The 19058-nt window shown below is 31.7% G+C and carries 18 protein-coding genes; 12 read left to right on the top strand and 6 right to left on the bottom strand.

Annotation, left to right across the window (positions count from 1 at the left end):
• Positions 1-17 precede the first annotated feature (17 nt).
• The 3 genes from N7277_RS08155 to N7277_RS08165 all read left to right on the top strand — a co-directional run bounded on the left by N7277_RS08155 (position 18) and on the right by N7277_RS08165 (position 3216).
• Positions 18-377 carry a BlaI/MecI/CopY family transcriptional regulator gene (locus tag N7277_RS08155; protein WP_274780817.1) on the top strand — a complete coding sequence of 120 codons (360 nt, stop codon included), beginning with the start codon at positions 18-20 and terminating at the stop codon, positions 375-377.
• A gap of 66 nt (positions 378-443) precedes the next feature.
• Positions 444-2297, top strand: a complete 1854-nt coding sequence (locus N7277_RS08160; RefSeq protein ID WP_274779075.1) for a M56 family metallopeptidase — start codon at positions 444-446, stop codon at positions 2295-2297.
• A 58-nt stretch (positions 2298-2355) separates the two neighbouring features.
• A complete protein-coding gene (locus tag N7277_RS08165) occupies positions 2356-3216 on the top strand; it encodes a GLPGLI family protein (protein ID WP_274779076.1) in 861 nt (286 codons plus the stop codon).
• A gap of 62 nt (positions 3217-3278) precedes the next feature.
• On the opposite strand, the gene fsa is transcribed toward N7277_RS08165, so the two are convergent.
• Complete coding sequence (gene fsa / locus N7277_RS08170) at positions 3279-3932, bottom strand: fructose-6-phosphate aldolase (protein ID WP_069798232.1); 654 nt, start codon at positions 3930-3932, stop codon at positions 3279-3281.
• A 239-nt stretch (positions 3933-4171) separates the two neighbouring features.
• Between fsa and pepE the strand changes: the two genes are divergently transcribed.
• Positions 4172-4864: a dipeptidase PepE gene (pepE, locus tag N7277_RS08175; RefSeq protein ID WP_274779077.1), complete on the top strand. Its 693-nt coding sequence runs from the start codon at positions 4172-4174 to the stop codon at positions 4862-4864.
• 78 nt (positions 4865-4942) lie between these two features.
• Here pepE and N7277_RS08180 read toward each other — a convergent pair whose 3' ends face one another.
• Entirely contained in the window at positions 4943-5353 is a 411-nt protein-coding gene (locus N7277_RS08180) for an acyl-CoA thioesterase (RefSeq protein WP_274779078.1), read from the bottom strand.
• Positions 5354-5489: 136 nt separating this feature from the next.
• Between N7277_RS08180 and dnaA the strand changes: the two genes are divergently transcribed.
• The 3 genes from dnaA (at position 5490) to N7277_RS08195 (ending at position 8246) form a co-directional block, all read left to right on the top strand.
• Entirely contained in the window at positions 5490-6941 is a 1452-nt protein-coding gene (dnaA, locus tag N7277_RS08185; protein WP_274780818.1) for a chromosomal replication initiator protein DnaA, read from the top strand.
• Between the two features lie 97 nt (positions 6942-7038).
• On the top strand, positions 7039-7497 hold the full coding sequence (locus N7277_RS08190; protein WP_274779079.1) for a low molecular weight protein-tyrosine-phosphatase: 459 nt from the start codon (positions 7039-7041) through the stop codon (positions 7495-7497).
• A gap of 50 nt (positions 7498-7547) precedes the next feature.
• Positions 7548-8246 carry an SAM-dependent methyltransferase gene (locus tag N7277_RS08195; protein WP_274779080.1) on the top strand — a complete coding sequence of 233 codons (699 nt, stop codon included), beginning with the start codon at positions 7548-7550 and terminating at the stop codon, positions 8244-8246.
• A gap of 2 nt (positions 8247-8248) precedes the next feature.
• Here N7277_RS08195 and N7277_RS08200 read toward each other — a convergent pair whose 3' ends face one another.
• Both N7277_RS08200 and N7277_RS08205 read right to left on the bottom strand, forming a co-directional pair.
• A complete protein-coding gene (locus tag N7277_RS08200) occupies positions 8249-8644 on the bottom strand; it encodes a hypothetical protein (RefSeq protein ID WP_274779081.1) in 396 nt (131 codons plus the stop codon).
• A gap of 96 nt (positions 8645-8740) precedes the next feature.
• Complete coding sequence (locus tag N7277_RS08205) at positions 8741-9214, bottom strand: Mpo1 family 2-hydroxy fatty acid dioxygenase (RefSeq protein WP_274779082.1); 474 nt, start codon at positions 9212-9214, stop codon at positions 8741-8743.
• Positions 9215-9311: 97 nt separating this feature from the next.
• Between N7277_RS08205 and N7277_RS08210 the strand changes: the two genes are divergently transcribed.
• The gene (locus N7277_RS08210; protein ID WP_274779083.1) at positions 9312-10016 is read left to right on the top strand and encodes a class I SAM-dependent methyltransferase; all 705 of its coding nucleotides are present in this window, start codon (positions 9312-9314) and stop codon (positions 10014-10016) included.
• A gap of 3 nt (positions 10017-10019) precedes the next feature.
• On the opposite strand, the gene N7277_RS08215 is transcribed toward N7277_RS08210, so the two are convergent.
• On the bottom strand, positions 10020-10508 hold the full coding sequence (locus N7277_RS08215) for a hypothetical protein (protein ID WP_274779084.1): 489 nt from the start codon (positions 10506-10508) through the stop codon (positions 10020-10022).
• A 197-nt stretch (positions 10509-10705) separates the two neighbouring features.
• On the opposite strand from N7277_RS08215, the gene N7277_RS08220 reads away from it, so the two are divergent.
• Positions 10706-11080, top strand: a complete 375-nt coding sequence (locus tag N7277_RS08220; protein ID WP_274779085.1) for a hypothetical protein — start codon at positions 10706-10708, stop codon at positions 11078-11080.
• Between the two features lie 49 nt (positions 11081-11129).
• Here the strand turns inward: N7277_RS08220 and metG are convergent, their stop codons facing one another.
• Positions 11130-13163, bottom strand: a complete 2034-nt coding sequence (gene metG, locus N7277_RS08225) for a methionine--tRNA ligase (RefSeq protein WP_446715104.1) — start codon at positions 13161-13163, stop codon at positions 11130-11132.
• 363 nt (positions 13164-13526) lie between these two features.
• Between metG and N7277_RS08230 the strand changes: the two genes are divergently transcribed.
• Genes N7277_RS08230 through N7277_RS08240 form a run of 3 tightly spaced genes read left to right on the top strand, consistent with a single transcriptional unit; the run spans position 13527 to position 19048 of the window.
• Positions 13527-16244: a SusC/RagA family TonB-linked outer membrane protein gene (locus N7277_RS08230; RefSeq protein WP_274779086.1), complete on the top strand. Its 2718-nt coding sequence runs from the start codon at positions 13527-13529 to the stop codon at positions 16242-16244.
• Between the two features lie 12 nt (positions 16245-16256).
• Complete coding sequence (locus tag N7277_RS08235) at positions 16257-17900, top strand: RagB/SusD family nutrient uptake outer membrane protein (protein ID WP_274779087.1); 1644 nt, start codon at positions 16257-16259, stop codon at positions 17898-17900.
• Between the two features lie 20 nt (positions 17901-17920).
• On the top strand, positions 17921-19048 hold the full coding sequence (locus N7277_RS08240; RefSeq protein WP_274779088.1) for a SusE domain-containing protein: 1128 nt from the start codon (positions 17921-17923) through the stop codon (positions 19046-19048).
• Positions 19049-19058 lie beyond the last annotated feature (10 nt).

Raw genomic sequence — 19058 nt, forward strand, 5'->3', positions numbered from 1 at the left:
ATAATGATGTAATGATTATGACAGCAAAAACACTTACAAAAGCAGAAGAACAAGTAATGCAATATCTCTGGGAACTAGAGACCGGTTTCTTAAAAGATATACTAGAACTTTTTCCAAAACCGAAGCCTCATACCAATACCGTTTCTACCATTTTAAAAATTTTGATGGAAAAAGAGTTTGTGGGGCATAATGTTCACGGAAGACAGCACGAATATTTCCCGCTCATTTCTAAAGAAACCTACAGCGGAAAATCCATAAAAAGTTTGGTGAAGAACTATTTTGAAGGTTCTTACAAAAACGCTGTTTCATTTTTGGTAGAAAAAAATGAGATGAGTGTAGAAGATTTAGAAATGCTTCTAAAAGAACTTAAAAAATAATGAGTAAGAAGTGTAACAGCTTCATCATTTACAATTACTTATTAATCAACACTTAAAACAAAAACTATGGAAACAATATTCCTGTATTTCGGAAAGATGATTTTAGTTTCGGCAGTGATGTCGGCGTATTATCTTTTGTTTCTTCGTGACAAAACTTTTCACCATTATAACAGATTTTACCTTCTGGGAACGATGGTTTTAAGCCTTTTGTTACCGCTTTTAAAAGTAGAATATTTCACTATAGAAACCGATAGTAGAATTTTATTATTGCTGAATCAATTTAATCAAAATTCTTCTCAAGAAGTTGAAAACACTTTCAATGTTTGGAATTTTGGAGCTTTGATTTTGGGAATAATTTCCTTTTTTCTTTTGGCTAAATTAACTTTAGGATTGGTGAAAATTCATCAGCTCAAAAAAGAATTTCCAAAGGAAAGCATAGAAGGAATTACCTTTTATAACACCAACTTGCATGATGCTCCGTTTTCGTTTTTTAGAAATTTGTTTTGGAAAAAATCGATTCTGATCAACTCAGATTTAGGAAAACAAATCCTGAAACACGAAATGGTACACATAGAACAAAAACACAGTTTTGATAAACTGTTTGTCCAAATGATTCAATCGCTGTTTTGGTTTAATCCAATTTTTTACTTCATCAAAAAAGAAATCACCCTTATTCATGAATATCTGGCAGACAAAAAAGCTGTGAAAAACGCGGACACTAGAGCATTTGCGCAGATGCTTTTGGCGAGTAATTTCTCTGGAAATGTATTGCCTGCAACCAGTCCGTTTTTATCATCAAACCTTAAAAAACGACTAAAAATGCTTACACAGAAAAATACAAAATACAGTTATGCGCGTAGAATTTTGGCTTTGCCAATTCTTTTCGGGGTTTCCTTTGCGCTATTGGTAAATGCTAAAAATATTGAAATTAAAAAGCAAAATAAAGCCATAGAAATTGCAGTTCAGGAACTTAAAAAAGATACCGTTAAAGAAAAAGATGTGCAAAAATTGTTAGAAGCTCAACAAGCGAAAATTAATAAAGCTTCTGAAAAAATTAAAAAAGAGAACGAAAAAATAACTACACTTAGCGAACAAACCCGTAAAAAATCTGAAGAGTTACAGAAAATTGCTAAAGAAAAAGGTGCAGATAGTTATGATTATGAATTGAAAGCCAAAGAATTAGAAAATATTGGAAACGAGATTGATAGAATTGCTAATTCTGAAGCGTATCAGAATAATTGGAAAGAATTTGAGTTAAATTTTACTGAAATGGATAAAGTTTTTAATTCAGATGAATTTAAAAATCAGTTCAAAATGAATGAGGAAAAAATGAAGGAGCTCGAAAAGAAATTTAATTCTAAAGAATTTAAAGATAAAATGATTAGAGTTCAGAAAATGAGAATTCCTCAAATGATGGATGTAGAAGTTCCAGCTCCGATAACTCCACCTATAAGTATAGAAAAGTTAAAAAACAGCCCAAATTCTAATCTTACGAAAGAAGAAATTAAAAAATTAGATAAACTTTCAAAAGAAAGAGCAGAACTTTCAAAAAAACAAGCAGAACTTGCTAGAAAACAAGCAGAAATTGCCAAACAACAAGCAGAAATTTCTAGAAAATATGTTCAAAATAATCCTTGGGTTATCGCTATTGATGCTGTTGAACCTAAAACTGATGTTAGAAAATATCCACGTTTAAAAGCAGATGTTATGTATGTTGATAAAAATGGAAATGCTGAAATTTCTGGAATTAAAGAAATGGATTTAATGCCATCTCCAAAAACTAAAATCTACATCAATGGTAAGCTTTCTACCAAAGAAGAAATGGATAAATTAAACCCTATTGATATTGCTACTGTAAACGTAAATAAAAACGTGAATAATGGCAAAGAAGAAGGTGAAATAAGAATTCAAACCAAATAAAAACTTAAAATCCTTCAAGGATTCTAAATCCTTGAAGGATTTTTTAAATTAATACACTATGAAAAAATTACTTTTTACTTTTTTATTGATTTCAGCATTCTTTTCGGCGCAGAATAGATTTATCTATGATTATAAATTTGTTACGGATTCTACCAATAAATCAGAAGTGAAATCAGAACTCATGTATTTGGATATTTCTGATAAGGGTTCTAAGTTTTACAGCAGAGAAGTTTACGTTTCAGATTCTATTATGACTGCTGCTTTTGAGAAGCAAATAAAAGCGACGGGAAGCATGAATGTAGATATGAAAGCCATGTCTATGAGAAAAGGCAGTGTACGCTATAAAATTCATAAAAATTATCCTTCTTTCGATACCTATTCATTAACCAGAAGCGGAATGGATGCTTATAAAGTTTGGGACAAAAGAAAAATTCAATGGAAAATTCTTCCAGAAAAACAAAAAATAGGAGAGTTCGAGGCACAAAAAGCGGTTACAGAATTTGCAGGAAGAAAATGGACGGCTTGGTTTACCGAGGAATTACCTTTTCAAGATGGTCCTTATAAATTCAGAGGATTACCAGGACTGATTGTGAAATTAGAAGATGCTACTCAGTCTCACATTTTTGAACTAAAAGCAGTAGGTAAATATAAGGAAGAAATTCAAAAAGTTTCTGAATTTGTAGGCAATGATAAATACATAGAAGTAAATCAAGAACAATACAAAAAGATATTTTTAGAAGACCGAAATGATCCAGCAAAATCGATGAAAATGGCGATGGCAAATGGAGCAGGTCTTCAGTTCAGAGATCAAAGCGGAAACGAAATTTCTGCATCTGAAATGATTAAAAGAAGAGAACAACAAGTCAAAGAAAATAATAAGCGAGACAATAATATTTTAGAGTTAGACTTACTTCAATAACAAATAAAAATCCTGAAAATCTAAATTTTCAGGATTTTTTTATGTTTAATTTTCAGCAAAAATTACATCATCTTTTTAGAATCTGCAATAAATTGAGCTAAACCGTTATCAGTTAAAGGGTGTTTTAGTAAAGATAAAATCGGAGCAAGAGGCGTAGTAACTACATCTGCACCAATTTTTGCACAGTTGATAATGTGCATAGAATGACGAATAGAAGCTGCTAGAATTTCAGTTTTGTAATCGTAGTTATCAAAAATAATTCTAATTTCTTCAATTAATGCTAATCCGTCTGTAGAAACATCATCTAATCTTCCTAAGAAAGGCGAAACGTAAGTAGCGCCAGCTTTTGCAGCAAGAAGTGCTTGTCCAGCAGAGAAAATTAAAGTACAATTGGTTTTAATTCCTTTATCTGTAAAATATTTTAAAGCTTTAATTCCGTCTTTAATCATAGGAATTTTCACCACGATATTTGGGTGAATTGCTGCCAATTCTTCTCCTTCTTTAATCATTTCTTCGTAAGTAGTACTTAGAACTTCCGCCGAAATATCACCGTCTACAATTTCGCAAATCGTTTTGTAATGATTTTTAATTGCTTCAGCTCCAGAAATACCTTCTTTCGCCATTAAACTTGGGTTGGTGGTAACACCATCTAGAATTCCTAAATCTTGTGCCTCTCTAATTTGGTCTAGGTTAGCCGTGTCAATGAAAAACTTCATATTAAATTTATTTTTTTGCAAAGATAAGAATTAGGGATTAGTTTTCAGGGATTAGTTTTTAGTTTTTTTTAGCGCACATTTCCAGCTTTCGCTACTCGCTTCCTAAAAAAAATCCAAACCAAAACCTTTGCTTTTTTTGGGAGAGCTCAAACATGCCGCTCAATCTGGGGCGCAATTTTGGTTTAAATTTCGCATTTTTCCATAAATTTGAAAACTCATAACTTATAATTCATAACACAATGAACGTTTTATTAGCTTCCACATCATCACTTTTTGGTGGGAAATATTTAGAATATATCAAAGAAGAAATTGCTGAATTATTCAGTGGAATAGACGAAATCATCTTTATTCCTTTTGCAAGACCAAGCGGAATTTCACATGAAGAATACACGCAAATTGCGAGTGATTTTTTTGAACAGATTAATATTAAAGTAAAAGGATTACATGAATTCCAAGATAAAATTACAGCGGTAAACGATGCAAAAGGCTTTTTTACAGGTGGCGGAAATACTTTTCTCCTCGTGAAAACTTTGCACGAAGAAAATTTAATGACCGTTTTATCAGAAAATGTAAAATCTGGTAAACCATATTTAGGGACTTCTGCAGGAAGTAATATCGCAGGAATGAATATGAAAACTACGAACGATATGCCGATTGTGTATCCGCCAAGCTTTGATTGCATGGGTTTGGTTCCGTTTAATATTAATCCGCATTATCTAGACCCTAAACCAGAATTGAAGCATAATGGGGAAACCAGAGAAACCAGAATTAAAGAATTCCTTACTCAAAATGATGTGAAGGTTATCGGTCTAAGAGAAGGAAACTGGATTAGAGTTCATGGCAACAGAATTACAACAGAAGGAACACAATTGTCTAGAGTTTTCGAGAAAGGAAAAGAACCTTATGAAATAGAATCGGGCAATTTGCTGTAAAATCTTGATAAAGAATTTGGGAAAATAAAAAGTGAAATGATTTTTGTCATCTCACTTTTTTATTTTTATTTTTTTAATCTATTCTTTCCATTTTTTTTGAATGAGTTCCATTAAGAAATCTGGGCATCTAGACACTTTGTTGGTTGTAGCGTCTAAGAAAAATAGAGTAGTAGAAGCTTCCGTAATTTTTTGTTTAGAATCATTATAAATTTCATACTCGAATTCTATTTTTACTCCAGGAATTTTTTTTACATAAGTATGAATTTCTAAAACTTCGTCATAAAAAGCAGGTTTTAAATACTTGATTTTGTACTCAGAAACAGGCAGCCAAATCCCACGTTTTTCGATTTCATCATACGAAATTCCTAGCGTTCTGAATAGCTCAACTCGAGCAACTTCTAGGTATTCTGCATAGTTGCCATAATAGACGTATTTCATAGGGTCTGTTTCTCCGTAACGTACTCGTAATGTGTGAGTTGTGTATATCATTTTAACTTTTCTTTAATACATACAAATATATTTTTAAAAAAGCAATACCCCAAAAATTTTTTTAAGAAAAAAATATTTTTCATATTTGTCTTTCCGATAAAAATTAATCAGAGAAAACTATTTAGCAGACAAAATGATGGATCAAAACTTAGGCTTGATATGGGAACGCTGTCTCAAATTTATGCGAGACAATTTGAGTGCCTCCGAACATGAAGACGTTAAAAAATTAGAACATTCGTTCGATTTATTATTTGACAGAGTGCAACCTATGTCGCTTATTAACCACAATCTTACTCTGTTGGTTCCATCAGATTTTTATAAAGAATATATAGAAGAAAATTATCTTTCATTATTATCTGCTGCCCTTAAAAAAAATATCGGAAAAGGTGTTAAATTGTGGTATTCTGTAATGGAAAATAAACCACAAGGATTAGAAAAACCCACTACTCAAAATTACAAAGGAATTTCTGTACAAGCTCCAAAAGTTCAAGAGGTGCTTCCTACCACTGTTTCTAAAAGTTTAGTAAATCCTTTTGTAGTTCCGGGAATCAAGAAGGTAAACATAGATGCTAACCTTAATCCCAATTTATCATTTGATAATTTTGTAGAAGGCGAGAGCAATAAATTTGCCTGTACAGTTGCTAAAACCATTGCCAAAAGACCTGGTGCTACTTCTTTTAACCCATTATTTATTCATGGTGGAGTAGGTGTAGGAAAAACGCATTTAGCTCATGCAATTGGTTTAGATATTAAACAGAATATTCCAGATAAGGTTGTACTATATTTATCATCAGAAAAATTTATCCAACAATTTGTTTCTGCTGCGAAAGCTCAGAATAAAACAGATTTTGGTAATTTTTACCAAATGGTAGATGTGTTGATTATAGATGATATTCAGTTCCTTTCTGGGAAAGCTGCCACTCAGGATATGTTCTTCCATATTTTTGATCATTTGCATCAAAACGGAAAACAAATTATCCTAACTTCGGATAAAGCTCCTGCAGATATTCAGGATATTCAAGAAAGAATTGTTTCTCGTTTTAAATGGGGATTGAGTGCAGAAGTAAAATCTCCAGATTTTGATACGAGAAAGAAAATTATCGTAGATAAACTTCACAGAGATGGTATCGTTTTAAAGGATGATATGGTAGATTTCTTGGCGGGAGAAGTAAAATCTAACGTTAGAGAACTCATTGGTGTGATTAATTCTGTGATTGCGCATTCTATGATTTCTAAATCAGATTTAAGTCTAGATTTATTAAAAGAAACCATTAATAAGATTGCAGCAAATCAAAAGAAAACAATCAATATTCCATACATTCAAGAAGTGGTTTGCGAATATTTCGGTATTCAGAGAGAGCAATTGCTGTCTAAAACCAGAAAAAGAGAAATTGCATTGCCTAGACAATTAGCCATGTATTTCGCAAAAGAATATACCAATGCTACTTTTACCAAAATTGGTGAAGAAATGGGCGGAAAAGACCATTCTACGGTAATGTATGCTTGCGAAACCATCAGAGATGTTTCTAAAATTGACAAAGAACTTAAGAAATATCTAAAAGAAATTAAAGATAAAATTTTTGAATAGAATTTAGGTCTATGACCTATTCATGAAAAATATATTGAGGAATTTTTTAAATATTATATTTGAAAAGTTCCTTTTTTAATTAAATAACTATTTACTTATGAAAATTTTAATGGTTTGTCTCGGGAATATATGCAGAAGTCCATTAGCAGAAGGAATTTTACGTTCTAAAATTTCAGAAAAACATATCGTAGCAAGTGCAGGAACGATTTCTTTTCACAAAGGATCGCCACCAGATGATCGTTCTACCAAAATTGCCAAAGAATATGACGTAGATATTTCTTACCAAAGAGCCAATCACTTTACTGAGAGTCATTTGGAAGAGTTTGATAAAATTTTCTGTATGGATTTTAAAAACTTAGAAGATGTACTTTCTAAAGCCAGTTTTGAGGAACAAAGAAATAAAGTTGCTCTGATTATGGAGGAAGCTGGCGTTTTATCTGATGAGAAAATAGAAGTTCCAGATCCGTATTACGGTGATATGAGTGATTTCGAAAATGTGTACCAAATGTTAGATCAAGCTTGTGAGGCAATTGCAGAGAAGTATAACTTGAAGTAAATTGTTCTAAAAATTGATTACTTTTATTTATAATTAAATTTTTTTAAAACATGTTGTTTCTAATTCCAGCTTATTTATCCGAAGATTCTCCGATAGACTATTTTGCACCATCAATTAAAGAATACATTCTAAAAACCGATTATTTTTTCGTGGAAAACGAAAAAACAGCCAGAAAAGTCATCAAATTTTTTGCACCAGAGAAAAAACAAAGTGATTTAAAGCTTTTTCTTTTGGATAAATATTCAGAGAATGCAGATTTGAAGGAGGCGCAGAAACTCATGAAGTCTGGTCAGGATTTCGGTTTGCTTTCCGAAGCTGGATTGCTTTGTATTGCAGATCCTGGAAATCTTATGGTAAAATGGTGTCATGAGAACAATATAAAAGTCATCCCAATTAATGGGCCAAGTTCTATCATTTTAGCCCTAATTTCGAGTGGTTTTAATGGTCAAGAATTTACCTTTCACGGATATTTGCCAATTGATAAGGAGCAAAAGAAAAAACAGATTCTCTTTCTAGAAAATCAAGTTCAAAAGTCGGGATATTCTCAGATTTTTATGGAAACACCGTACAGAAATAATCAATTGTTGGAAGATTTAATTAAATTTCTTAATCCAAATACCAAACTTTGTATCGCAGCAAATATTAATCATCCAACTGAAGAATTTATCAAAACCTTAAAAATCTCTGATTGGAAAAATAAAAAACCGGAACTTCATAAAATTCCGGCGGTATTTGTTTTGGGGAAATAAACTTATTTTTTCTTGTAAGTATAAGTATATCCGTCATTTACGTCATCACTTAGAATCAATGTTTTTTCTTCATTGTTTACAATCATTTTGTCTGGAGCATTAGAAAAATCGATATAAACTCTTTCGTAATGTTCTAAGTTAGAGACATTTTTATAAAGAGAAAAGGTACCTTCATTGGTTACTGTACCATTAGTAGTAATGGTGTATTTTTTATCAGAATCTAATTTCATAATAATGGTTTTTCCGCTTGAAGCTGGCGTTTCTGTAGTGTTTCCAACTCCACCTGTAGAAGAAACCCATTCCCATTCTCCAACTACTGGACTTACATCTGTATCGTCTTCACTTCTACAAGAAAAAATAGTCAAAAATGCGAATATTGCAAGGATTAAATTTTTCATACTTTTTTATTTTATACAAATTTAGTCATAATTTTCTATTCATTTTATTGAATAAAATCATGTGAATTTATAGTTCTTAGTTTTTATTTATTTCATTTAATATGGGATTCTGATTTTTTTTAAAATAAAATGTAAAAGCCAAATTGGTCCAACTAGTAAAAACTGTAAATCCTTTAAAAAGCTCGGTTTTTTACCTTCGATTTTATGACCGATGAACTGAAAAATCCATGTGATGATAAAAATGGAGAGATAAATAATCCAAGAATTTTCTTTGAAGTGTACATTGATAGCATATGCAAAATGTTCCATTAAAAGCATCATCAATAACATGATGATGGAAATTCTCCATGAAAGATTAAAGTAAAAAATACTTACCAAAACAAGCGCAACAATGCTTGCAACGCTTATGCAACCAAAGTAAGGAGCGCAAAAATGAGGCGCAGGAATAAGGCTGATAAATCCTATTATGGTAAAGAAAATTAAAGGAACGCAAATCCAGTGAATGAATTTATTGGTTTGGTTTTGGTGACTTTCTGCGTATTCTGCGAATAGTTGGTCTATTTTTCTCATATTTTTTAAATTTTATTAAAAGTAATAAATCCTTTCTAAAGTCAGAATATTTTTTGAAATTTTAAATTATGTGATTCCTAATTAATATTTTTGCAAAATGAAAGACTTAATGGGACGCGCGATTTGGGATTATTATTACCAAGAAAATCCTGAAGATTTACAAACCGAAACTTCTATTTCTGAGTTGGATGATTTACCAGTTTCTTATCTTTTCAGAGATTATCAAGAAATGAATGCTTTAGAAAAAAAAGCATTGGATTTGTCTTTTGGAAAAGTTTTAGATGTAGGCTCTGGAGCGGGCTCACATAGCCTTTATCTGCAAAATGAAATAAAATTAGAGGTAACAGCGCTAGATATTTCTCCTAAATCTATTGAAATTTGTAAAGCAAGAGGTGTAAAAAATGCCATCTGTGAAGATTTACTTCAGTTTTCTGAAAAGAATTTTGATACTGTTCTGCTTCTCATGAATGGTACTGGGATTTTTCAAAGTCTGGAACACATTGACCAATACTTGCAAAAACTGAAAAGTCTAGTAGCTGAAAACGGACAAATTCTAATAGACAGTACAGATATTCTGTATATGTATGATCAAGATGAAGATGGTGGAGTGCTGGTTCCTGCTACTGGTTATTACGGAGAATTAGATTATTATTTACATTACAAAGGAGATTCTGAACTGCCAATGAAATGGCTTTATTTAGATTTTAACACCTTAGAAAATGCAGCGATTGCCAATGGTTTTAAAATTCAAAAAATTAAACAACTAGAAGATTCTTATTTGGCTAAACTTACGTTAAAGTAAGGTTTATTCTACATTCCAAAGTAGAAAATTGATAATGTCAATTCTTTTTCTTTGGTTTTCATCAAATAAATCTTGAAAAATTTCAAAACGATAAGGAACCGTCAATGCAAACTTATCACGATTGATTTCATCTGTGATTTTAGAAAGTTCTATATAGATTTCATTAGGGATTTGTTTAGAAATTTCTAGGAAAATAGCATTATATTTTTGTTTTTCTTCGTCTGATAATTTTTCATCCGATAAAAGATTTCCTCTGTTAAAGAAAACTGCGTTGATGTCTGGGTAAGATTGTGATAGGAAATTACTATATAGTATTTTAAAGAAGTTTTGTGAGTCACTTTTTTCAAAAAAAGGTTGAGTATTTGCTTCTTCAATAATATTTAATCTTTCAGAGTATAATTGTTCTAATTCTAAAAATTTGCTTGATTGAATGATTACTCTTTTATTAGAAAATTTTTTCTTTAGATTTTTATCAAATTTTTTTAAAAACATAATTTTTAAAGAATCGTTAAAATTTAATGATTGAGCTTTAAAATTTCCCAATCCAAAAAATAAAAATAATAGCAGAAGCGGTTTTAGAATTTTCATAAAAATAGTTTTATTAAAAGTAATAAAGATTTTGGAAATTTAACTTTTATTAACCTAGAATTTAAATATTTTATTTTTAACTTTATAAGAAATTTAAATCCATGTCTGAAAAAAAATTAGCAGGCTTATGGATTGACCGCCAAAAAGCGATTGTGGTGACCAATCATGATAGCCAAGATGTTTCAGAGTTTAAAATCGCAGGAACTGTTGAAACAGAAGTTAAAGATCCTAAATTTTACGAACAGGCGGCACATAGTGCAGAGAATAAGCTTAGAGTACAATTTTTTAAAGAAGTAGGTCAGTTAATTACCAATAGCGAAGAGTTATTTATTACTGGACCAGGTATTTCACAGGAAGAACTCAGAAATTATTTATTAGAGACACCACAATTTAAAAATTTAAAAATAGAGTTGGGTGTTTCTCAAAAAATGGATGAAAAAAATGTTCTTAAAGAAGTTATTCATCATTATTCATAAAAAAAATAGCTTGTTGAAAAACAAGCTATTTTTTATTTATAGTAAGATTTTAACCTATTTCAATTCCGTTTTCTACTGTTTCATCAGGAGTTACGAAACTCAATTTTCCATCAGGTTTGGTTGTTAAAAGCAACATTCCTTGAGATTCTATTCCACGGATTTTTCTAGGCGCTAGATTTAATAAAATCATCACTTGTTTTCCTACCACTTCTTCTGGAGTAAAACTCTCTGCAATCCCAGAAACTACGGTTCTTACATCCACTCCAGTATCTACTTTTAGTTTTAATAATTTATCTGCTTTTTCTACTTTTTCAGCTTCTAAAATGGTAGCAGTTCTTAAATCTATTTTGGTAAAATCGTCAAAAGTGATTTCTTCTTTCATAGGATTTGCTTTTGGGTTGGTTTTGGCGTTAGATATTTTTGTGTTTTCTAATTTTTGAATTTGTAAATCAATGGTTTCATCTTCAATTTTTGAGAAAAGAAGAGAACTTTCATTGATTGTATGTCCTGTTTTTACGAGAACTTTAGCATTTTCAACTTCTTGCCAAGAAATTTTCTCGGTATTGAACATTTTTAATAATTTTTCCGAAGAAAAAGGCATAAATGGTTCACACAATTGTGCTAAACCAACCGCAATTTGTGCTCCTACAAAAAGAGAATTGGCTGCTTTTTCTGGATTATCTTTGATGGTTTTCCAAGGTTCTTCTGTCTGTAAATATTGATTTCCGAAACGTGCTAAATTCATTAATGCAGAGAGTGCATTTCTAAACTCATATTTGCTTAAATATTCATTGATTTCTTTTGCGGCTTTAGAAATTTCAGAAAGTTCTTCTGCATTTTCATTTCCTGCAGGAATTACGCCATTGTAATATTTGTGAATCAGCACGGCAACTCTATTGATGAAATTCCCAAAAATTCCTACTAGTTCAGAATTGTTTTTGGTTTGGAAATCCTTCCAAGTAAAATTATTATCTTTAGTTTCAGGAGCCGAAGAAAGGAGTGCATAACGCAAAACATCTTGTTGACCTGGGAATTCTTCTACATATTCATGCGCCCAAACTGCCCAATTTCTAGAAGTAGAAATTTTATCGTTTTCAAGATTTAAAAATTCAAAAGCAGGAACATTACTTGGCATAATATATTTTCCGTGAGCCTTCATCATTGCAGGGAAAATAATACAGTGGAATACAATATTGTCTTTCCCGATAAAGTGAATTAAGTCTGAATCTTCAGATTGCCAATAGTCTTCCCAATTTTTTCCGCTTTTAGCAGCCCATTCTTTGGTAAAAGAAATATAACCAATTGGTGCATCAAACCAAACGTACAATACTTTTCCTTCTGCATCTGGTAGAGGAACTTGTACGCCCCAGTTTAAATCTCTGGTCATTGCTCTAGGTTTCAAACCATCATTGAGCCAAGATTTTACTTGTCCGTAAACATTAGGTTTCCAGTCGTCTTTATGTCCTTCTAAAATCCACTCGTTTAAGAAATCTTCATATTCATTTAAAGGAAGATACCAGTTTTTAGTTTCTTTAAGTACAGGAACGTTTCCACTCAATGCAGATTTTGGATTAATCAATTCTGAAGGAGAAAGCGTAGAACCGCATTTTTCGCATTGGTCTCCATAAGCTCCATCATTTCCACATTTAGGGCAAGTTCCTACAATGTATCTGTCTGCCAAAAATTCGCCAGCTTGTTCATCATAATATTGTTCTGAAACTTCTTCTGTAAATTTTCCGTTTTCGTACATTTTTAGGAAGAAATCTTGAGACGTTTTTTTGTGATTTTCTGAAGAAGTTCTAGAATATTCATCAAATGAAATTCCTAAGTCTTCAAAAGATTTTTTTATGATTGCATGGTATTTATCTACAATATCTTGAGGAGTTACGCCTTCTTTTTTTGCTCTGATGGTAATGGGGATCCCGTGTTCATCGGAACCACATATAAAAGCTACATCGCTTCCTAATCTTCTTTGGAAACGTGCATATACATCAGCAGGAATATATACTCCAGCTAAATGACCGATATGAACAGGACCGTTTGCATATGGTAATGCAGCGGTAATCATTTTTCTCTTCTGCATGGAAATTTTTTTTGCAAAGATAATGTTTTGTTTGCCTTTTTGAAAAATTTTGACTTGTAGGTTAAGATTTTGGTTAAAATTTTCTTTGTTAACATTTGCTTAACATGTGAAATTGCTAAACATTCGTTTGAAATATTGCGAAATCTCTTATTGTCTCATCGATGAGATAATAAATATTATAATATTGTTAATCAATATTTTAGCTTTTAATTAATACAAAAGTGACTGATTCTTATCATGAATAATTAACAATTTTTACATAAATTTAATAAATATTTAAAAATTTCATAAATTGGCAGTGCCTAATTGTGATAACAATTAAGTGATGTGAAAAATGAATATTAATCCTTAAATTTTATTTTTGTGAGAAACTATAGTAAAGTTTTAAAAATTGCTCCCGCTTTTTTATTAGCAGGAACAATTATGCTAGAAGCTCAACAAAGAGATTCAATTAAACAAAGAGACATTGAACAAGTTGTGCTTATTGGTTACGGTAAACAAAAGAAAACAGACTTAACAGGTTCTATTGCTTCCGTTACAGCCAAAGACTTTAATGGTGGTGCGACCTCGCCAGCTCAATTAATTCAGGGTAAAACTCCAGGTGTACAGGTAACTACTAATAGTGGTGCTCCAGGAGCAGGAGCTTCAATTAGAGTTCGTGGTACTGCATCATTAAATGGGAACCCAGCTCCTTTAATTGTAATTGATGGAGTGCCTCAAGATTTTTCTGGAATTAGCGGTGCTGCAGATCCATTGTCTTTAATTAACCCAAATGATATTGAATCATTTGATATTTTAAAAGATGCTGCGTCTACTGCAATTTATGGTAACCGTGCTACGAATGGTGTAATTTTAATTACTACTAAAAAAGGAAGTGCAGGTAAATTTAAAGTGAACTTCTCTACTATGACTTCTGTTTCTACCAAAATGGGTAATGTAGATGTTTTAGATGCAAACCAATATAGAGAATTTGTAAACGCTTATGCTAATGATAACTACAAATCTAAATTAGGAATTGCGAATACCAATTGGCAAAATCTAATTTATCAAGTAGCTTGGGGTACAGATAATAACTTAGTTTTTTCTGGAGGTGTTAAAGGTTTACCTTATAGATTATCATTAGGTTACAACCATCAAAATGGTATTGTTAAAACCAATGAATTTAAAAGAACTTCATTAGGACTTAATTTAAATCCTAAATTCTTTGACAATCACTTAACAGTGAATGTTAATTTAAAAGGTACTTATACAGACAATAGATTTTTACCAGATGGAGTAATTTCTAGTGCAACTTATTTTGATCCTACTCAACCGGTTTATTCTGGAAACTCTAATTATGGAGGTTATTATGAATGGTTATTGAATGGTGGATTAAACGTAAATGCTAATGCTAACCCACTGGCAATGTTAGACGCTAACAGAAAACTTTCTTCTGTATACAGGGCTTTGGGTAATATTCAGTTAGACTATAAATTCCATTTCTTACCTGATTTACATTTTAATGTGAACGCGGGTTATGATTATGCAAAAGGTGAAGGTGTAAATACCACATATGGTCAATATAAAGGGGGTTATGCAGATAATGGTAGATATAATGAATATTCACAAGAAAAGAAAAATAAACTATTAGAAACTTACCTTAACTATACTAAAAAAGTTTCTGTAGTGAATATGGATTTGACTGCTGGTTACTCTTATCAAGACTTTTATAACGAGGAGCCTAGTTTCTTTAGTTATACTGGAAAAAATACTCCCCCAGTTCCGTCTACTCCAAAAGCTAACCAAACAACTTTACTTTCATTCTATGGAAGAGCAATTTTTACTATAGCTAATAAATATATTATCAATGCTTCAATGAGAAGAGATGGTTCTTCTAGATTTTTTAATAAAACAAAAGATTATGTTTGGGGTAACTTCCCAGGAGTTTCTGTTGCGTGGAGATTAGACCAAGAATCTTTCTTAAAAGGTACAGGTGTAAATACCTTAAAATTAAGAGGAGGTTGGGGTCAAACAGGTCAACAAGAATTACCAATTTCTTATGGTGCATTTGCTAAATATAGTGAGAGCCAGATTGGTGCAGAATATCAGTTTGGGGGTAATTTCTATACCATGTATAGACCAGACGTATATAACCCTTATTTAACTTGGGAAACTACTACTACTAAAAACTTAGGTTTGGATTTTGGATTTGCTAATAACAGAATTTCTGGTTCGGTAGATGTATTTAGAAAAGATACTAAAGATTTATTAGTATTTAGCCCTATTCCAGCAGGGGATTTAAGTAACTTCAACTGGTTAAACGTAGGTACTATTAAAAACGAAGGTATAGAAGGAGTTATTAATTTAGTTCCTGTTAAAAATGAAAATACAACTTGGGAATTAGGATTTAATGCAACTCACTATAAACCAATTGTTAATAAGTTAATTAATAATGCTACTAATGATTATTTCATTGCAACAGGAGGAATTTCTGGTGGTGTAGGTAACACTATTCAGGCACACGCTGTAGGTTATAATCCTAGTTCATTCTTAGTATATCAACAAGTTTATGATGTAAATGGAAAACCACTAGATGGAGTATATGTAGATAGAAACGGAGATGGAATGATCAGTGCACAAGATAAGTATTATTACAAATCTACAACACCAGATGCTATCTTAGGATTCTCTACTAAATTAACTCACAAAAATTGGGATTTCAGTATGAGTGGAAGAGCAGTTTTAGGAAACTACGTTTATAATAACGCTGCTTCTAATAGCTCTATTAACTCTGCATTGACTAACGAATATTTACAAAACGTATATTCTACTGCTAAAACTTATGCATTTAAAGGAAACGAGTTATTCTCAGATATTTTTGTAGAAGATGCATCTTTCTTTAGATTAGATAATGTAAACCTAGGATATGTATTTAAAGATTTTATCTCTAGCGGAAACAGTCTAAAAGTATATGGAATGGTACAGAATGTATTTGTAATTTCTGATTATTCAGGTATAGATCCAGAAGTATTTGGAGGAATAGATAATGGTTATTATCAAATGCCAAGAGTATATTCATTAGGATTTAATTTTCAATTTTAAAAGGTAATTTAAATGAAAACAAATAAAATTAATATAAAAGCAATCGTAGGAACATTATCTCTTGCACTATTCTTTTCTTTATCATCTTGTACTAAAGATTTAGAAAGAACACCGATAATAGAAACTACAGGAGATGCTATTTTTTCGGATTTTAATAATTATCCAAACGCACTCGCTAAATTATATGGAGGTTTAGCACACGGTGGTCAAGAAGCTGGCGGTGGTAATGCTGATATTAGTGGTATTGATGGGAACTTCTCTCAATATACCAGACAGCTTTTCACCCTACAAGTTCTTCCTACTGATGAAGCTGTAATTGCATGGAATGACGGTACATTACAGACCATTCACAAAATGACTTGGGATTCATCTAATGAATTTGTTGCTGCTATGTATTATAGAATTTATACAGAGATTGCTTTCTGTAATGAATTTCTTAGAAATACTACAGATGCTAAATTAACAGCTAATAATATTACAGGAACTAATTTAACTGAGGCTAAATACATGAGAGCTGAAGCTAGATTCTTAAGAGCACAGTCTTATTATCATGCTTTAGATTTATTTGGAAACGTTCCATTCGTAGATGAAACATACTTACCAGGTTCGCCTACACCTCCAAAAAGAATCGTAAGAGCTGATTTATATAAATTTGTAGAATCAGAACTATTAGCAGTAGCTAATGAATTAAAAGATCCTAAAACTAATGAATATGGTAGAGCAGATAAAGCTGCTGCTTGGACTCTATTAGCTAGACTTTATCTTAATGCAGAAGTATATGCAGGAACTGCTAAATATGCAGATGTAATTACCTATACTCAAAAAGTTATTAACGCAGGATATGGTATAAAACATACTTATGTGAAAGATAATAATGGAAATGTTATTGATGATAAAGGTTATCCAGAATTATTCTTAGCAGACAACCATTTAAATAATCCAGAAGTTATTTTCCCAGTTGCTTTTGATGGTGTACATATCAAAACTTATGGCGGTACTACATATTTAGTTCATGCAGCAGTAGGAGGTAAAATGCCAGCAAGCGATTTTGGAATCAACGGAGGTTGGGGTGGTCTTAGAACTACTAAAGCTTACGTTAACCTATTCGGTGGAGCAGGAACTAATGATAAGAGAGGTAACTTCTACACAAATGGCCAAACTTTAGAAATTAATGATTTAAGTAATTTCGCTGATGGTTATGCATTTGTTAAATTTAAAAATGTTACAAGTGCAGGTGTTGAAGGTGCAGACGGACCAGCTAAAGGTTCAGGAAATTTTGTAGATGCAGATATTCCTCTATATAGATTAGCAGATGTATACCTTATGTATGCAGAAGCAGTTCTAAGAGGTGGAGGCGGAAGCACAACTACAGCATTAGCTTATGTAAATGATTTAAGAGTAAGAGCTGGTGCAACTCCTGTTACATCAATCAGTAGAGATTTTATTTTAGACGAAAGAGCTAGAGAATTAGGTTGGGAAATGACCAGAAGAACAGACTTAATTAGATATGGTAAATTTACTTCTGCTTCTTACTTATGGCCATGGAAAGGTGGAGTAAAAGAAGGTCAAGCAGTTGGTGATTATAGAAATCTATACCCAATTCCTGCTAAAGATATTGTTGCTAACCCTAATTTAGTTCAAAATCCTGGATATTAAAATTCAAAATTGTAATTAAAATGAAAAATAACATATTTAAAGGAGTATTTCTCTTATTAATATCACTTTTGGGGCTTATTTCTTGTAGTGATAGAGAGATTGTGACGGTTGATAATCAGTCTGCTCCAATTTTAATGGATGTATCTAAAGAATCTGTTTTCTTAGATAAACATTTTCCTGATAACCCTGCGTTTAATGTAACATGGGATGTAGCTAAATATACAGTTCCTGTACAAATTACTTATAAAATAGAGGTTTCTGCAGATAATAAATTTACAAAGCCTTTTGTCTTGGGTACTGTTGCTAACTCAGCTAGAACCGCTACATTTACTAATGCTCAAATGAATACAGCGGCACAAACTATTGGGTTGGTTAAAGATGTAGAAGGTACTATGTACATTAGAGTTTCTTCATACTTAGGTAATGGAGAGAACTTGACTTCTACTTCTAATGTATCTATGATTAAAATCACACCTTACGAGTTAGAATATCCAACTTTCTACATTGTAGGTGCTGCTTCATTCGTAGGTTGGTCTGCTGTAGATGCTCAAGTTTTATATAAATCTTCTAATAAATCTATGATTTATACTTATTTAGAAGGTGGTCAACCTTTTAGATTTTTAGGTCAAAAAAATTGGGATCCATTAAACTATAGTATTGACTTAGCGGGAACTAGAGAAAATTATAGATATTTCAAACAAGTTTCTAGTAATTTAATACAAGATGGAGAAGAAAATATGAAGTTTACTGGAGCAACAGGTATTTATAAAATCACTATTAATGCAGCTACAGGTGTACAATCAATAGATGTTGCAGAATCTGCAATTCCTACATTTGATTTCCCTCAAATTTATATAGTAGGTACAATTAATGGTTGGGATGCAGCTACTGCACCAGCTATGACTAAAGTAGCTCCTGGTGTATATGAATATACAGTAAAACTTGATGATAACTCAGAATTTAAATTCTTAGGTCAACGTTCTTGGGGAGATATAGAATGGGCTAATATTATGAAAGATAATGCTGGTAACTCTGGTTTCTTAGGTCCAAAAGGAGATAATGGTAATGTGAAATTTAATGGTGGTGGTAAAACTTATAAGATTACAGCTAACGTAAAAGCAGGAATCTATACCATTGTTGAGCCGTAATTTATAAATT

Origin of the sequence: Cloacibacterium sp. TD35 (assembly GCF_028864635.1) — a bacterium.
Taxonomy (GTDB): Bacteria; Bacteroidota; Bacteroidia; order Flavobacteriales; family Weeksellaceae; genus Cloacibacterium.

What these genes read in the sequence shown, in the direction of transcription:
- N7277_RS08155 (WP_274780817.1), top strand. Translation starts at nt 18, where the DNA reads ATGACAGCAAAAACACTTACAAAAGCAGAAGAACAAGTAATGCAATAT.
- N7277_RS08160 (WP_274779075.1), top strand. Translation starts at nt 444, where the DNA reads ATGGAAACAATATTCCTGTATTTCGGAAAGATGATTTTAGTTTCGGCA.
- N7277_RS08165 (WP_274779076.1), top strand. Translation starts at nt 2,356, where the DNA reads ATGAAAAAATTACTTTTTACTTTTTTATTGATTTCAGCATTCTTTTCG.
- fsa (WP_069798232.1), bottom strand. Translation starts at nt 3,932, where the DNA reads ATGAAGTTTTTCATTGACACGGCTAACCTAGACCAAATTAGAGAGGCA.
- pepE (WP_274779077.1), top strand. Translation starts at nt 4,172, where the DNA reads ATGAACGTTTTATTAGCTTCCACATCATCACTTTTTGGTGGGAAATAT.
- N7277_RS08180 (WP_274779078.1), bottom strand. Translation starts at nt 5,353, where the DNA reads ATGATATACACAACTCACACATTACGAGTACGTTACGGAGAAACAGAC.
- dnaA (WP_274780818.1), top strand. Translation starts at nt 5,490, where the DNA reads ATGGATCAAAACTTAGGCTTGATATGGGAACGCTGTCTCAAATTTATG.
- N7277_RS08190 (WP_274779079.1), top strand. Translation starts at nt 7,039, where the DNA reads ATGAAAATTTTAATGGTTTGTCTCGGGAATATATGCAGAAGTCCATTA.
- N7277_RS08195 (WP_274779080.1), top strand. Translation starts at nt 7,548, where the DNA reads ATGTTGTTTCTAATTCCAGCTTATTTATCCGAAGATTCTCCGATAGAC.
- N7277_RS08200 (WP_274779081.1), bottom strand. Translation starts at nt 8,644, where the DNA reads ATGAAAAATTTAATCCTTGCAATATTCGCATTTTTGACTATTTTTTCT.
- N7277_RS08205 (WP_274779082.1), bottom strand. Translation starts at nt 9,214, where the DNA reads ATGAGAAAAATAGACCAACTATTCGCAGAATACGCAGAAAGTCACCAA.
- N7277_RS08210 (WP_274779083.1), top strand. Translation starts at nt 9,312, where the DNA reads ATGAAAGACTTAATGGGACGCGCGATTTGGGATTATTATTACCAAGAA.
- N7277_RS08215 (WP_274779084.1), bottom strand. Translation starts at nt 10,508, where the DNA reads ATGTTTTTAAAAAAATTTGATAAAAATCTAAAGAAAAAATTTTCTAAT.
- N7277_RS08220 (WP_274779085.1), top strand. Translation starts at nt 10,706, where the DNA reads ATGTCTGAAAAAAAATTAGCAGGCTTATGGATTGACCGCCAAAAAGCG.
- metG (WP_446715104.1), bottom strand. Translation starts at nt 13,163, where the DNA reads ATGCAGAAGAGAAAAATGATTACCGCTGCATTACCATATGCAAACGGT.
- N7277_RS08235 (WP_274779087.1), top strand. Translation starts at nt 16,257, where the DNA reads ATGAAAACAAATAAAATTAATATAAAAGCAATCGTAGGAACATTATCT.
- N7277_RS08240 (WP_274779088.1), top strand. Translation starts at nt 17,921, where the DNA reads ATGAAAAATAACATATTTAAAGGAGTATTTCTCTTATTAATATCACTT.